This is a genomic window from Streptomyces sp. NBC_01390 (assembly GCF_045040105.1).
Lineage (GTDB): Bacteria > Actinomycetota > Actinomycetes > Streptomycetales > Streptomycetaceae > Streptomyces.
The window spans coordinates 205,880-220,911 of the sequence record NZ_CP109551.1; the positions used below are offsets into that span (position 1 = coordinate 205,880).

General features: G+C 74.7%; 1 protein-coding gene. It reads right to left on the bottom strand.

Annotation, left to right across the window (positions count from 1 at the left end):
• Positions 1-18 precede the first annotated feature (18 nt).
• Entirely contained in the window at positions 19-15,024 is a 15,006-nt protein-coding gene (locus OG241_RS00830; RefSeq protein WP_405812822.1) for a type I polyketide synthase, read from the bottom strand.
• Positions 15,025-15,032: the final 8 nt, after the last annotated feature.

Here is a 15,032-nt window from a genome sequence, read left to right on the forward strand (position 1 = left end):
CGGATGTGGGCGTGGGGTTCACGACATGCCGAGTTCGTTGTCGATGAACTCGAAGAGCTCGTCGTCGCTGGCCGTGTCCATCCGTTCCTCCAGGCGGTCCTCTGCCGCGTCACCGGTTCCCGGGCGCAGCCTGCCGATCAGTTCCTGGAGCCGGTTGATCAGCTCCGGTGCGGCCGTGCCGCTGTCCAGGGCGCCTTCCAGCAGGCCGAGTTCGGCCAGGCCTGCCGTGTCGGCGGGGTCGGGGCCGGTGTCGTCGGGGGCGAGTTCGAGGGCCAGTTGGCGGGCGATGGCGCCGGAGGTGGGGTGATCGAACAGCAGGGTGGCGGGCAGCCTCAGGCCGGTGGCGGCGCCGATCCGGTTGCGCAGTTCGACGGCGGTGAGCGAGTCGAAGCCGAGTTCCAGCAGCCCTCGTTCGGCGTCGACCGAGGCGGGGCCGGGGAAGCCGAGCACGATGGCGGCGTGCCCGCGCACCAGGTCGAGGAGGGTGCGGGTCCGCCGGTGCTCGGGCTGTCCGGCGAGGGTGCGCCTGAGGGTGTCGGCCGCGTCCGGTGCCGCTTCGCCCGCTGCCGCGCTGCGGCGCGCGGGCGGGCGGACGAGGCCGCGCAGCAGGGCGGGGACGCCGCCGGCGCCGGTCTGGGCGGCCAGGGCGGTGGTGTCGAGCCGCAGGGGCAGCACGACGGGTTCCCCGGTGGCGTTCGCCGTGTCGAACAGGGCGGCGCCCTCGGCCGGGGAGAAGGCGATGATGCCGCCCCGGGCGATGCGCCGGAAGTCGGCCTCGTCGAGGCCTCCGCTCATACCGCCCTTGTTGGCCCACAGGCCCCAGGCGAGCGACGCGGCGGGCAGGCCGAGTGCCCGGCGGTGGTGGGCCAGCGCGTCCAGGAAGGAGTTGGCCGCCGCGTAGTTGCCCTGGCCCATGCCGCCGAAGATTCCGGCGATGGAGGAGAACACGACGAACGCCGACAGGTCCATGCCCTCGGTCAGTTCGTGGAGGTTCCAGGCCGCGTCGACCTTGGGCCGCAGGGCGGTGTCGAGCTGGACCGGCGTCATCGCATTCACGACACCGTCGGCGATCGTTCCCGCGGCGTGCACCACGGCGGTCAGCGGATGCTCGTCGGGCAGTGAGCCGAGCAGCCGGGCCAGCGCGTCCCGGTCGGCGGCGTCGCAGGCCACGATCTCCGCGTGGGCACCCAGTGCGGCGAGGTCGACGACCAGGTCGGCGGCGCCCTCCGCGGCGGGTCCCCGGCGGCTGGTGAGCAGCAGGCGCTTCACCCCGTGCACGGCTACCAGGTGACGTGCGAGTACGGAGCCGATGGCGCCGGTGCCGCCGGTGATCAGAACCGTGCCGGGGCGCCCCCAGTCGGGCGTCTCCGGTTGCTCGGCGGCGGGTACGCGGGCCAGTCGGGCGATGTGCGCCCGGCCCTCGCGCAGCGCGAGTTGGGGCTCGCCGCCGGCGACGGCGGAGACGAGCGCGTCCTGTGAGATGTCGTCGAGGTCGGCCAGGACGAAGCGGCCCGGGTTCTCGGTCTGCGCGGACCGCACCAGCCCCCACACGGCGGCGTGGGTCAGGTCCGGCGCGTCACCGTCGGCCGTCACGGTTACTCCGCCCCGGGTGACGAGGACGAGCTTGGCGCCGGCGAACGTCTCGTCGGCCAGCCAGTCCCGTACGAGGGTGAGCGTGCGGCCGGTCACGTGCCGTACGGCGTCGGCCTGCCCCAGTCCGGCCGGGGCGGCGGGGACATGGGCGAGGACGACCGCGGGCGGGGAGAAGCCGCCGGCTCCCCCGGCTCCCTCCGCTCCCCCGGCGACCGCGCGGGACAGTGCTGCGAGGTCGGGGGCGGAGCGAGTGACGCCGTGGGCTGCCCAGTCGGTCGCCTCGGCGCCGATGACGGCCCATCCGTCGGGGGTGGCGGCGCCCGGCCTGGGCAGCGTGGGCCACTCGAGGCGGTAGAGGTCGTCGTGGAGTGCGGTCCGGGCGGCGGTTACCTGGTCGGGGTTGACCGGGCGGAGCACCAGGGACCGGATGGAGGCGACCGGTTGGCCGGCGGTGTCGGTGGCCCGCACCGAGACCGCCTTGTTGCCCGCGGGCGTCAGCTGGATGCGCAGGGCGCGGGCGCCGGAGGCGTGCAGACGTACGCCGTTCCAGGAGAACGGCAGCCAGCCTTGGGTGGTGCCTTCGAGGACGCCGAAGATCAGCGAGTGCAAGGCGCTGTCGAGGAGCGCGGGATGCAGCCCGAACTTCGCGGCCTCGGCCTGCTGTTCGGCCGGCAGGCTCGCCTCCGCGTACACCTCGTCGCCGAGCCGCCACACCTCGCGCAGCCCCTGGAAGACGGGCCCGTATCCGAAGCCGCCCTCCGCGAACCGCTCGTACAGCCCGTCCAGTTCCACGGGCTCCGCTCCGGCCGGCGGCCAGCTCATGGACTCGGCCGGTTCGGTCTCCTCGCTGGTGGGGACGAGCAGTCCCCGGGCGTGACACGTCCACGCCGCGTTGTCGGTGTCCCCAAGCCGGGTGTGGACGCTGACCGGGCGGGCGCCGGTGGTGTCCGGGGCGCCGACGGAGAGCTGCAGCGCCACCGCGCCCCGGGCGGGGATCACCAGCGGGGCCTCCAGGGTGAGTTCCTCGACCTGCCCGCAGCCGACCTGGTCGCCCGCCCGGACCGCCAGTTCCAGCAGGGCGGTGGCGGGGAGCAGGGCGGTGCCGAAGACGCCGTGGTCGGCCAGCCACGGGTGGGTGCGTACGGAGAGCCTGCTGGTGAACAGGACTCCGTCGGTGTCGGCGAGCGGGACGGCGGCGCCGAGCAGCGGGTGGTCGGCCGGGAGGATCCCGGCGGCGGCCATACCGCCGGCCGCTGCCGTCGCCTCCAGCCAGTAGCGCTCGCGCTGGAAGGCGTAGGTGGGCAGTTCGACCTGCCGGGCCGTACCGGTGGCGGCGGCAGTGGCTTCCAGGACCGTGGGCCAGTCCACGGCCGTGCCCCGGACGTACAGGTGGGCGAGGGCGTCGGTGACGGATCGGGTCTCGGTGCGGTCCTTGCGCAGCAGCGGGACGAGTTCGCCCGCGGTCGCCGGGTCCTTGAACTCGGACGGGTCGTCGTCGGCGAGGCAGTCGCGTCCCATGGCGGTCAGCGAGCCGTCGGGGCCGAGTTCGAGGTAGGTCACGGCGCCTTCGGCGGCGAGGCACCGCATGCCGTCGTGGAAGCGCACCGCCTCCCGGACGTGCCGCACCCAGTACTCGGGCGACGTCAGCTGTTCGGGGGTGGCCGGTTCGCCGGTGACGTCGGAGACCAGCGGGATGCGCGGTGCCCGGAAGTCCAGGCTCTCGGCGATCCGCCGGAACTCGTCGAGCATGGCGTCCATGTGCGGCGAGTGGAACGCGTGGCTGACGGTGAGCCGTCGGGCCTTGCCGCCGCGGTCGCGCCACTGTGCGGCGATGTCGAGGACGGCGTCCTCGTCGCCGGAGACGACGACGGAGGCCGGACCGTTGACGGCGGCCACCGCGACGCGCCCCTCGTAGGGGCTCAGCAGTTCCGCGGCCTCCGCCTCGGACGCGGTCAGGGCGACCATGGCGCCGCCCTCGGGCAGTGCCTGCATCAGCCGGCCCCGGGCCGCGACCAGCGCGGCGGCGTCGGGCGCCGACAGCACTCCGGCCACATGGGCGGCCGCCAGTTCGCCGATCGAGTGCCCGAGCAGCAGGTCCGGCACGACGCCCCAGTGCTCGACGAGCCGGAAGAGGGCGACCTCGACCGCGAAGAGGGCGGGTTGGGTGTACTCGGTGCGGTCCAGCAGGGCCGCCGCGTCCGAACCGGCCGGGGCGAAGACGACCTCGCGCAGCGGCCGATCCAGGAGGGGGTCCAGCTCGGCGCAGATCTCGTCGAAGGCGTCCGCGAAGACGGGGTGGCGGGCGTACAGTTCGGCACCCATTCCGGGGCGCTGGCTGCCCTGTCCGGCGAAGAGGAACGCGGTCCTGCCCGCGACTGCCGTGCCCTGGGTGACGCCGGGTGCGCCGCCGGCGGTGGCGAGGGCCTTCAGGCCGTCGAGCAGCGCCTCGCGGCTGTCGCCCACGACGGCGCCCCGGTACTCGAAGGTGCTGCGGCCGGTGGCCAGGGTGTGGGCGATGTCCGCCGGGCGCAGGCCGGGGCGGGCGTCGGCGTGTTCCAGCAGCCGCTGGGCCTGGGCCTTCAGGGCGGCCCGGCTGCGGGCCGAAAGCAGCCACGGCAGGACTTCGCCGTCACCGTCGTCCCCCGCCCCGGCGTCGTCGGCGCTCGCCGGCTCCGCCACACCGTCCGCGATGTACTCGTCCGGGACGTGTTCCAGGATGGTGTGCGCGTTGGTGCCGCTGACGCCGAAGGAGGAGATCCCGGCCCGGCGCGGTCGGCCGTTGTCCGGCCACGGGGTGTCCTCGGTGAGCAGGGACACCGCGCCCGCCGACCAGTCGACGAACGGGGTCGGAGCGTCGACGTGCAGGGTCCGGGGCAGGACCCCGTGCCGCATGGCCAGCACCATTTTCTGCAGGCCCGCGATACCGGCGGCGGCCTGGGCGTGTCCCATGTTGGACTTGAGGGAGCCCAGCAGCAGCGGCCGGTCGGCGGGCCTGTCCTGGCCGTACGTCGCCAGCAGGGCCTGCGCCTCGATCGGGTCGCCGAGCCGCGTGCCGGTCCCGTGCGCCTCCACCGCGTCGACGTCGGCGCTGCCGAGCCCCGCCGAGGCGAGGGCCTGGCGGATGACGCGCTGCTGGGAGGGGCCGTTGGGCGCGGTGAGCCCGTTGCTGGCGCCGTCCTGGTTGACCGCGGAGCCCCGGACCAGGGCGAGCACCGGGTGACCGTTGCGGCGGGCGTCCGACAGCCGCTCCAGTACGACCATGCCGGCGCCCTCGGCCCAGGCGGTTCCGTCGGCGGCGGCGGCGAAGGGCTTGCAGCGGCCGTCGGCGGCGAGTCCGCGCTGCCTGCTGAACTCGATGAACGCGCCGGGGGTGGACATCACCGTGACACCGCCGGCCAGCGCGAGGGTGCACTCGCCGGAGCGCAGCGCCTGGGCGGCGAGGTGCACGGCGACGAGCGAGGACGAGCAGGCCGTGTCGACGGTGACCGCCGGGCCCTCCAGTCCGAAGGTGTAGGAGATACGGCCCGAGGCGACGCTGCCCGCGCTGCCGATGCCGAGGTAGCCCTCGGTCTCCTCGGTGGGCTGCTGGACGCGGGAGCCGTAGTCGCGGTAGCTGGAGCCCACGAAGACCCCGGCCCGGCTGCCCTTCAGCGACGCCGGGTCGATACCGGCCCGTTCGAACGCCTCCCAGGAGATCTCCAGGAGCAGCCGCTGCTGCGGGTCGATCGACAGCGCCTCACGCGGGGAGATGCCGAAGAACGCCGGGTCGAAGTGGTCGGCGTCGTGCAGGAACCCGCCCTCGCGGGCGTACGTCCGGCCGATCTTGTCCGGGTCGGGGTCGTACAGCTCGTCGAGGTCCCAGCCACGGCCGGTGGGGAACTCGGTGATGGCGTCGGCGCCCGACGTCACCAGCCGCCACAGCTCCTCCGGGGTCGTGACTCCGCCGGGGTAGCGGCAGCTCATCGCGACGACGGCGATGGCGTCCTCGTCGACGAGTACGCCCGGCACGACCGGCGCGGCCGGGGAGCCGGACACCGCCGGTACGGAGGCCGGTGCCACTGCTGTGCCGCCCAGTTCGGACCGTACGTGGTCCACCAGGGCGGTGACCGTGGGGTGGTCGAAGACCAGGGTCACCGACAGGCGCAGTCCGGTGACCTCGGAGAGGCGGTTGCGCAGGTCGACGGCGGTGAGCGAGTCGAAGCCGAGGTCCTTGAAGACCCGGTCGGGGTCGATGTCGGAGGGGTCTGCGTAGCCGAGGACGGAGGCGACCTCGGTGCGGATCAGCCGGGTCAGTTCCTCCTGCCGCTCCTGCGCGGGCAGTGCCGCGAGGCGTCCGGCGAGGGAGTCGCCCTCCCTGTCCTGCCGGTCGGCTCCGGCGGCGGCCAGGATGTCGCGAGCGTCGGGCAGGTCGCGCAGGATCGCGCTGGGCCGCAGCGCGGTGTAGGCGGGCGCGAAGCGGTCCCAGGCGAAGTCGCAGATCACCAGCCTGCTCTCGGCCCGGTCCAGGGCCTGTTCGAGGGCGGTGACGGCCAGTTCGCTGTCCATCGGGGGGAGGCCGTTGCGTACGAGCCGTTCGCGGGCTGAGTCTGCGGCGCTGTCGCCCGCCCAGAGGCCCCAGGCCACGGCGGTGGCCGGCAGGCCGAGTGAGCGTCGCTGTTCGGCGAGCGCGTCGAGGTACGCGTTGGCGGCGGCGTAGCTGCCCTGTCCGGTGCCGCCGAGGGTGCCGGCCAGCGAGGAGAACAGGACGAACGCGGTCAGGTCCAGGTCGCGGGTGAGGGTGTCCAGGTTGCGGGCGGCGTCCATCTTGGGGCGCAGGACGGCGGCGGCCCGTTCGGGGGTGAGGGTGTCGAGGACGCCGTCGTCCAGGACGCCGGCGGCGTGTACGACGGCGCGCAGGGGCCGGTCCTCGGGGATGCCGGCGAGCAGGGCGGCGAGCGCGTCCGGGTCGGCGGCGTCACAGGCGGCGACCCGGGCTTCGGCGCCGAGGCCGGCGAGTTCGGTGACGAGTTCGGCGGCGCCGGGTGTGCCGGGGCCGCGGCGGCCGGTGAGCAGCAGGTGCCGGGCGCCGGAGCGGGCGAGCCGGCGGGCGACATGGGCGCCGAGGGCGCCGGTGCCGCCGGTGATGAGGACGGTGCCGTCGGGTTTCCAGTCGCCCGGTGTCGTCGCCTCGGCCGGCAGGGCCCGGACGAGCCTGCGGCCGTAGACCCCCGAGGGCCGGATCGCGATCTGGTCCTCGCCGTCGAGGCCGGCCAGTACGGCCGCGAGCCTGCTGCCGGCGCGGTCGTCCGGGTCGGCCGGCAGGTCGATCAGTCCGGCCCAGCGTTCCGGGTACTCGACGCCCGCCACTGCGCCGAGTCCCCACAGGGTGGCCTGGGCCGGTGCGGTGAGGGCGTCGGAGCGTCCGACGGACACCGCGCCGCTGGTGGCGGACCACAGCGGGGCGTTGATCCCGGCGTCGCCGAGCGCCTGCAGCAGGGTGGTGGTGAGGGCGAGTCCGGTGGGCAGCGCGGAGCCGTCGGTGTACGGGTCGTCGGCGAGGGCGAGCAGGGAGAGCACGCCGCCGTCCGGGGCGGTGAGGGCGCCCAGCCGGGCGGCGAGTCCGGCCCGGTCGGCGTCGGCGGCGGCGACCTCGACGGGTACGGCCGAGGCGCCGTGCCGTTCCAGGGCGCGTAGCGCGCCCGTCACCACCGGGTCGGTGGCCGCGCCGGCCGGTACGACGACCCACCAGGTGCCGGTGAGGACAGGCGTGCCGGGGGCGAGGTGCAGGGCCTTGAAGGTGACGCGGTAGCGCCAGCCGTCGATGGTGCCGCGTCCTCGGCGTCCGCGCTGCCAGTCGGCGAGCGCGGGGAGCACACCGTCCAGGGAGGCGCGGGCGGTCTCGTCCTCGTCCGACAGGTTCAGCGCGGTGGCGACGGTGCTGAGGTCGCCGCGCTCGACGGCGTCCCAGAAGGCGGTGTCGGCGGGCTGCGCACCGCCCTGGGCCCCGGTTCCCTCGGTGTGCGTGGCGGTGGGCTCCAGCCAGTACCGCTGCCGCTGGAAGGCGTAGGTGGGCAGTTCGACGGGGCGGGCGCCGGTGCCCGCGAACACGGCGCGCCAGTCCACCGGGACACCGTGGACGTACGGCCCGGCCAGTGCGGCCAGGAAACGGTCGGGGCCGCCGTCGTCGGTGTGCAGGGTTCCGGTGACGCGTCCGGCGACGTCGGCGGCTTCCAGGCTCCGCTCGATCCAGACGGTCAGCACCGGATGGGGGCTGGCTTCGACGAAGGTGTCGTGCCCGGCGTCGATCAGCGCGGCGACGGTCCGGTGGAACTCCACGGGCTCGCGGAGGTTGCGGTACCAGTACTCGGCGTCCAGGGCCGTGGTGTCCAGGGCGTCGCCGGTCACGGTGGAGTAGAAGGCGATCCGGGAACGGCGCGGTGAGATCCCGGCGAGCGCGTCCAGCAGCTCCTGGCGCAACTCGTCCACCTGGGGCGAGTGCCCGGCGAACGTCACGCCCGGGATCATCCACCGCATCACGCCGTCCTCGGACAGCCGCTCGCCGAACTCCTCCAGGGCCCGCGGGTCGCCGGAGACGGTCACGGAGGAGGGCCCGTTGACGGCGGCCACGGACAGCTTCTCGCCCCAGGGAGCGAGGCGTTCGCGTACGTCCGGGTCGGGGAGGGCGACGAAGAGCATCGAGCCCCGGCCGACCAGTGCGGTCAGGATCCGGCTGCGCAGGGCGACGACCTTGGCGCCGTCCTCGAGGGACAGCGCCCCCGCCACCACGGCGGCGGCGATCTCACCCTGGCTGTGCCCGACCACGGCCGACGGCTCGACACCGTAGGACCGCCACAGCGCCGCCAAGGACACCATCACGGCCCACAGCACCGGCTGCACCACATCGACCCGGTCCAACGTCGGCGCACCGGGCTCATCGCGCAGCACAGCCGTCAACGACCAGTCCACATACGGCGACAGCGCACGCTCACACTCCGCGACACTCGCCGCGAAGACGGGGGCGGAGTCCAGCAGCCCCACCGCCATCCCCACCCACTGCGATCCCTGACCCGGGAAGACGAAGGCGGTACGGCCGGGGGTGGTGGCTGCGCCGTGCACCACGGCGGGGTTCTTCTGTCCGGCGGCGAGTGCGGCCAGACCGGTCAGCAGGGTGTCGCGGTCGATGCCGACGACGACGGCACGGTGTTCGAACGCGGACCTGGTGGTGGCCAGCGTGTGGCCGACGTCGACGGGCCGCAGCTCCGGACGGTCCGTCAGCCGGGAGTGCAGCCGCGCGGCCTGCTCGCGCAGCGCCTCCGGGGTCCGGGCGGAGAGCGGCCACGGCACGGCCGCCCCGAGCGGGCTCCCCTCGGGTGCGCCGCCCGGCTCTTCGTCGTACGGCTGCTCCGGGGGCTGTTCGATGATCACGTGGGCGTTGGTGCCGCTGAGCCCGAAGGAGGACACACCGGCCCGGCGCGGGTGGCCGTTGCGGATCCACGGCCTGGGCTCCGTCAGGAGTTCCACGGCGCCCGCCGACCAGTCGACGTTGGGGGTCGGTTCTTCGGCGTGCAGCGTGCGGGGCAGTACCTCGTGGCGCATCGCCTGGACCATCTTGATGATGCCGGCGACGCCCGCGGCGGCCTGGCTGTGCCCGATGTTGGACTTCAGCGAGCCGAGCAGCAGCGGGCGGTCCGACGGACGGTCCTGGCCGTACGTCGCCAGCAGCGCCTGCGCCTCGATCGGGTCCCCGAGACGGGTTCCCGTACCGTGCGCCTCCACGACGTCGACCTCGGCCGACGGGACGCCCGCGCCGGCGAGCGCGCTGCGGATGACCCGCTGCTGCGCCAGGCCGCTGGGCGCGGTCAGTCCGTTGCTGGCGCCGTCCTGGTTGACCGCCGAGCCCCGGACGAGGGCCAGCACGGGGTGGCCGTTGCGGCGGGCGTCCGACAGCCGCTCCAGCAGAAGCAGTCCGATGCCCTCGGCCATGCCGAAGCCGTCGGCGCCTGCGCCGAAGGACTTGCAGCGGCCGTCGGCGGCGAGTCCGCGCTGCCTGCTGAAGCCGGTGAAGGACAGCGGGGTGCCCATCACCGTCGCCCCGCCCGCGAACGCCAGGGTGCACTCGCCGGAGCGCAGTGCCTGGGCCGCCAGGTGGACGGCGACCAGTGAGGACGAGCAGGCCGTGTCGACGGTGACGGCCGGCCCTTCGAGGCCGAGGGTGTAGGCGATACGACCGGACAGGATGCTGGTGGAGATACCGGCGATGAGATGGCCCTCCACCTCCTCGGGTACGTCGCTCAGGTCGCCGTAGCCCTGGTAGGCGGCGCCGGCGAACACGCCGACCTGGCCGCCGCGCAGGGCGGCGGGGTCGATGCCGGCCCGTTCCAGGGCCTCCCAGGAGGTCTCCAGGAGCAGCCGCTGCTGCGGGTCCATGGCCAGCGCCTCGCGTGGCGAGATGCCGAAGAAGGCGGGGTCGAACTGCCCGGCGTCGTAGAGGAATCCGCCTTCGGAGCTGTAGGTGGTGCCGGGCCGGTCGGGATCGGTGTCGTAGAGGCCGTCCAGGTCCCAGCCCCGGTCGGCGGGCAGCCCGGAGATGACGTCCCGGCCCTCGGCGACGAGCCGCCAGAGGTCCTCCGGGCTCCGGACGTCACCGGGGTAGCGGCAGCTCATGGCGACGATGGCGATCGGGTCGTCGGCGTCGGCGCGCACATGGGCGGGGGCAGGCAGGGCCGGGGCGGCGGTGTCGGGGCCGAGGAGTTCCTCGCGCAGATGCCGGGCGAGCGCAGCGGCCGAGGCGTAGTCGAACAGGACCGTGAGCGGGAGGCGCAGGCCGGTGGCCGCGTTCAGCCGGTTGCGCATCTCCACGGCGGTCAGCGAGTCGAAGCCCAGCTCCCGGAAGGCCCGTTCGGGGGCGATGGCGTCGGCGGACCCGTGGCCCAGGACGCCTGCCGCGTGACCGCGTACGAGGTCGGTCAGCAGGCGGTCGCGGTCGGCCGGCGGCAGGTCCGCCATCCGGTCGCGCAGCGAGGAGGCGGCCTGGTCGCCGACCTCGCCGGGGGCGGTCTCCTCGGCGAGTGCGCGGCGGACCTCGGGGAGGTCGCCGATGAGCGGGCTGGGCCGGGCCGAGGTGAAGACGGGGGCGAAGCGCTCCCAGTCGACGGCGGTGACGAGGACGACGGTCTCGTCGTCGGTCAGGACCTGCTGGAGGCCGGTCAGCGCGACCTGGGGGGCCATGAAGGGGATGCCTCGGCCGCGCAGCTGCTCCTCGACGAGGTTGGCCGCCATGCCGGCGCCGCCTTCGGGGTCCCAGATGCCCCACACGACGGAGGTGGCGGTGCGGCCCCGGGCGCGGCGCCGGTCGGCGAGTGCGTCGAGGTAGGCGTTGGCGGAGGCGTAGGCGCCGTGGTCGGCACTGCCCCAGACGCCGGAGATGGAGGAGAACAGGACGAAGGAGTCCAGGTCGTCCCGGTCGAAGACGGCGTCGAGGTTGGCCGCGCCGGCGACCTTGGCGTAGAGGATGCCGGCGAACTCGTCGGGGTCGGTGTCGGACAGCGGGACGAGTTGGCCGGTGCCGGCGGCGTGGATGACGGTCCTGATCCGGGGGCCGTCCTGTTCGAGCCCGGCGACCAGTTCGGCGAGCCGGTCCCGGTCGGCGACGTCGCAGGCGGCGACGGTGACCCTGGTGCCGAGTGCGGTCAGCTCGGCGGCCAGTTCGGCCGCGCCGGGGGTGTCGGCGCCCCGGCGCCCGACCAGGACGAGGTGTTCGGCGCCGCCCTCGGCCAGTCGGCGCGCGAGGTGGGCGCCGACGCCGCCGGTGCCGCCGGTGACCAGGACGGTGCCGCGCGGCTGCCAGGCGTCGGTGCCGACAGGCGCGGCGGGGGCCGCGCGGACCAGCCGCCTGCCGTAGGTGCCGGAGTGGCGTAGGGCGACCTGGTCCTCGCCGGCCCCGTCGGTCCGGCCGGCGAGGATGCCGCACAGCCGGGCGGCGGCGCGTTGGTCGAGCGTGTCGGGCAGGTCGACGAGACCTCCCCAGCGCTGCGGGTGCTCCAGCGCGGCGCACCGGCCCAGGCCCCACACCAGATGCTGTCCGGGGCTGGTCACCGCGTCGTCGCGGCCCGTCGTGACCGCGCCCCGGGTGGTGCACCAGAGGGGGGCGGTGATCCCGCTGTCACCCAGTGCCTGTACGAGGGTCAGGGTGAGCGCGGTGCCGAGGGGGAGGTGGGCGTGGCGCGGGTGCGGGCGTTCGTCGAGGGCGACGAGGGAGAGGATCCCGGAGACGGGGCCCGGCCCGGCTGCCGCCGCCGCCTCGGAGAGACGTGCGGTCAGGGCCGTCCGGTCGGTGTCGGCCTCGGTCAGGACGAGCGGTACGGGGACGGCTCCGGCCTCGCGGAGCGCCCGGAGGGCGGCTTCCAGTGCCGGATCCGCGTCCGTGGCGTCGGTGACGGCGACCAGCCAGGTGCCGGTCAGGGTGGCGGTGCGGCCCGCCGGGGCGTCGGCGAGGGGCCGCCAGTCGACCCGGTAGCGCCAGGAGTCCACGGTCGCGCGTTCGTCGCGCCGCCTGCGCCAGTCGGCCAGGGCGGGCAGTACGACGGTCAGCGGGTCGTCGGCGCGGACGCCGAGCGTGGTGGTGAGTGCCGGGAGGTCCTGCCCGCCGACGGTCTCCCAGAAGGCCGCGTCCGCGGGGTCGGCGACCGCGCCCTCCGCCTCCGCGGACGGCCGCTCCAGCCAGTACCTGCGTCGCTGGAAGGGGTACGTGGGCAGGTCCACGGCGTCGGCCGGGTGCCCGGCGAGCAGGGTGTCCCAGTCGGGCGCGAGTCCGCCGGTGTGGGCCTCGGCGAGGGAGAGCAGGAAGCGGTCGAGGCCGCCCTGGTCGCGGCGGAGGGTGCCGACGGCGACGGCGTCGGACTCCTCGGCCTCGGCGGTCTGGCTGATGCCCACGGTGAGCACCGGATGGGCGCTGGACTCGACGAAGTAACGGAAGCCCTGGTCGAGGAGGGTGCGGGTGGCCTCCTCGAACCGCACTGTCTGGCGGAGGTTGCGGTACCAGTACTCGGCGTCCAGCGCGTCGGCGTCCTGCCAGCGCAGGTCCACGGTGGAGAAGAACGGCACCTGGCCGGTCACCGGTTCGATGTCCGCGAGGCACTCCAGGATCCGCTCCCGGATCTCCTCGACGTGCGCGGAGTGGGAGGCGTAGTCGACGGGGATGCGGCGGGCCCGTACGTCCTCGGCCTGAAGCTGGGCCACGACGGCGTCGATCGCCTCGGTGTCGCCCGACAGCACGGTGGCGGCGGGGCCGTTGGCGGCGGCGACGGAGAGCCGGCCGTCCCACTGGGCGAGGCGGTCGGCCAACTCCCCCGGCGCCAGCGGAACGGAGGCCATCGCGCCCCGTCCGGCCAGTGTGACGATGGCCCGGCTGCGCAGGGCGACGACCTTGGCGCCGTCCTCCAGGGACAGTGCCCCGGCGACCACGGCGGCGGCGATCTCGCCCTGGCTGTGGCCGAGGACGGCATCCGGTTCCACCCCGGCCGAGCGCCAGAGCGCGGCCAGCGAGACCATCACGGCCCAGAGCACCGGCTGGACGACGTCCACCCGTTCCAGGTCCGTCGCGGAGGTCAGGGCCTCGGTCAGGGACCAGTCGATGTGGGGGGCCAGGGCCCGTTCGCATTCGGCCATGCGGGCGGCGAAGACCGGTGAGGAGTCCAGGAGTTCGAGTGCCATGCCGGTCCACTGGGATCCCTGGCCGGGGAAGACGAACACGGTGCGGCCGGCGGGTCCCGCGAGACCGCGGGTCACGTTGGCGGCCTCGCTCCCGGTCACCAGTGCGGTGAGTCCGGTACGGAAGGCGTCCCGGTCGCCCGCGACCACCACGGCGCGGTGCTCCAACGGCGAGCGGCCGGTGGCGAGGGCCCGTGCGACGGCGCCGGGGCTCAGGCCGGGCTCCGCCTCGACCAGGGAGAGCAGTTGCCGGGCGCGCTCGGTGAGCGCGTCCTCGCCGCGCGCGGAGAGGATCCAGGGCACCAGCGGCAAGGGGGCGCCGGTCTCCCGGACTTCGGCGGGGGCGCTGTCCTCGGCGGGCGGCGCCTCCTCCAGGATGACGTGGGCGTTGGTGCCGCTCACCCCGAATCCGGACACGGCGGCGCGGCGGGGGCGGTCGGGGTCGGCGGGCCAGGACCGCTCCTCGGTGAGGAGTTCCACGGCGCCCGCGGACCAGTCGACCTGCGGGGTCGGCGCGTCCACGTGCAGTGTCCGGGGCAGCATGCCGTGCTGCATCGCCTGCACCAGCTTGATGACGCCGCCCACCCCGGCGGCGGCCGAGGTGTGCCCGACATTCGACTTGAACGAGCCGAGCAGCAGCGGCCGGTCCGCCGGGCGGTCCTGGCCGTACGTCGCCAGCAGCGCCTGCGCCTCGATCGGGTCGCCGAGCCGGGTGCCCGTACCGTGCGCCTCCACCGCGTCCACGTCACCGGGCAGCAGCCGGGCGTCGGCCAGCGCCGCGCGGATCACCCGCTGCTGCGAAGGCCCGTTCGGCGCGGTCAGACCGTTGCTCGCCCCGTCCTGGTTCACCGCGCTGCCCCGCACCACCGCCAGCACCCGATGGCCGTTGCGGCGCGCGTCCGACAGCCGCTCCACCAGCAGCACTCCGACGCCCTCGGACCACGAGGTGCCGTCGGCCCCGGCCGCGAAGGCCTTGCAGCGGCCGTCGGGGGCCAGGGCGCGCTGACGGCTGAAGGCGACGTAGGGGTCGGGGTGCGGCATGACGGTGACGCCGCAGGCGAATGCGAGGTCGCACTCGCCGGAGCGCAGCGCCCGAATCGCGAGATGCAGGGCGACCAGCGAGGACGAGCACGCCGTGTCGACGGTCACCGCCGGGCCCTCCAGGCCCAGGGTGTAGGAGATCCGGCCGGAGATCACGCTGCCCGCGGTTCCGGTGTGGAGCAGGCCCTGGACGTCGGACTGGTCGCGGGAGCCGTCGCCGTAGCCGTTCGTCATGGCGCCGACGAAGACGCCTGTCGCCGTGCCCTTCAGGGTCGCCGGGTCGATGCCCGCGCGCTCCAGCGTCTCCCAGGAGGTCTCCAGCAGCAGTCGCTGCTGCGGGTCGGTGGCGAGGGCCTCGCGCGGCGACATGCCGAAGAACGCGGCGTCGAACTCCCCGGCCTCGTGCAGGAATCCGCCGTGCCGGGTGTAGGAGGTACCGGGCCGGTCCGGGTCAGGGTCGTAGAGGGTGGCCGTGTCCCAGCCCCGGTCGGCCGGCCACTCGGAGATGGCGTCGGTGCCGGAGGAGACCATGTCCCACAGCTGTTCGGGCGTGTCGGCGCCGCCCGGGTACCGGCAGCTCATCGAGACGATCGCTATCGGCTCGTGCCTGGCGTCCTCCTCCTCGCGCAGCCGCTGACGCGCCTGCCCGAGGTCCGCGGTCGCCCGCCTGAGGTACTCAAGAAGCTTCTGTTCGTCCGGCATCGTCGCGA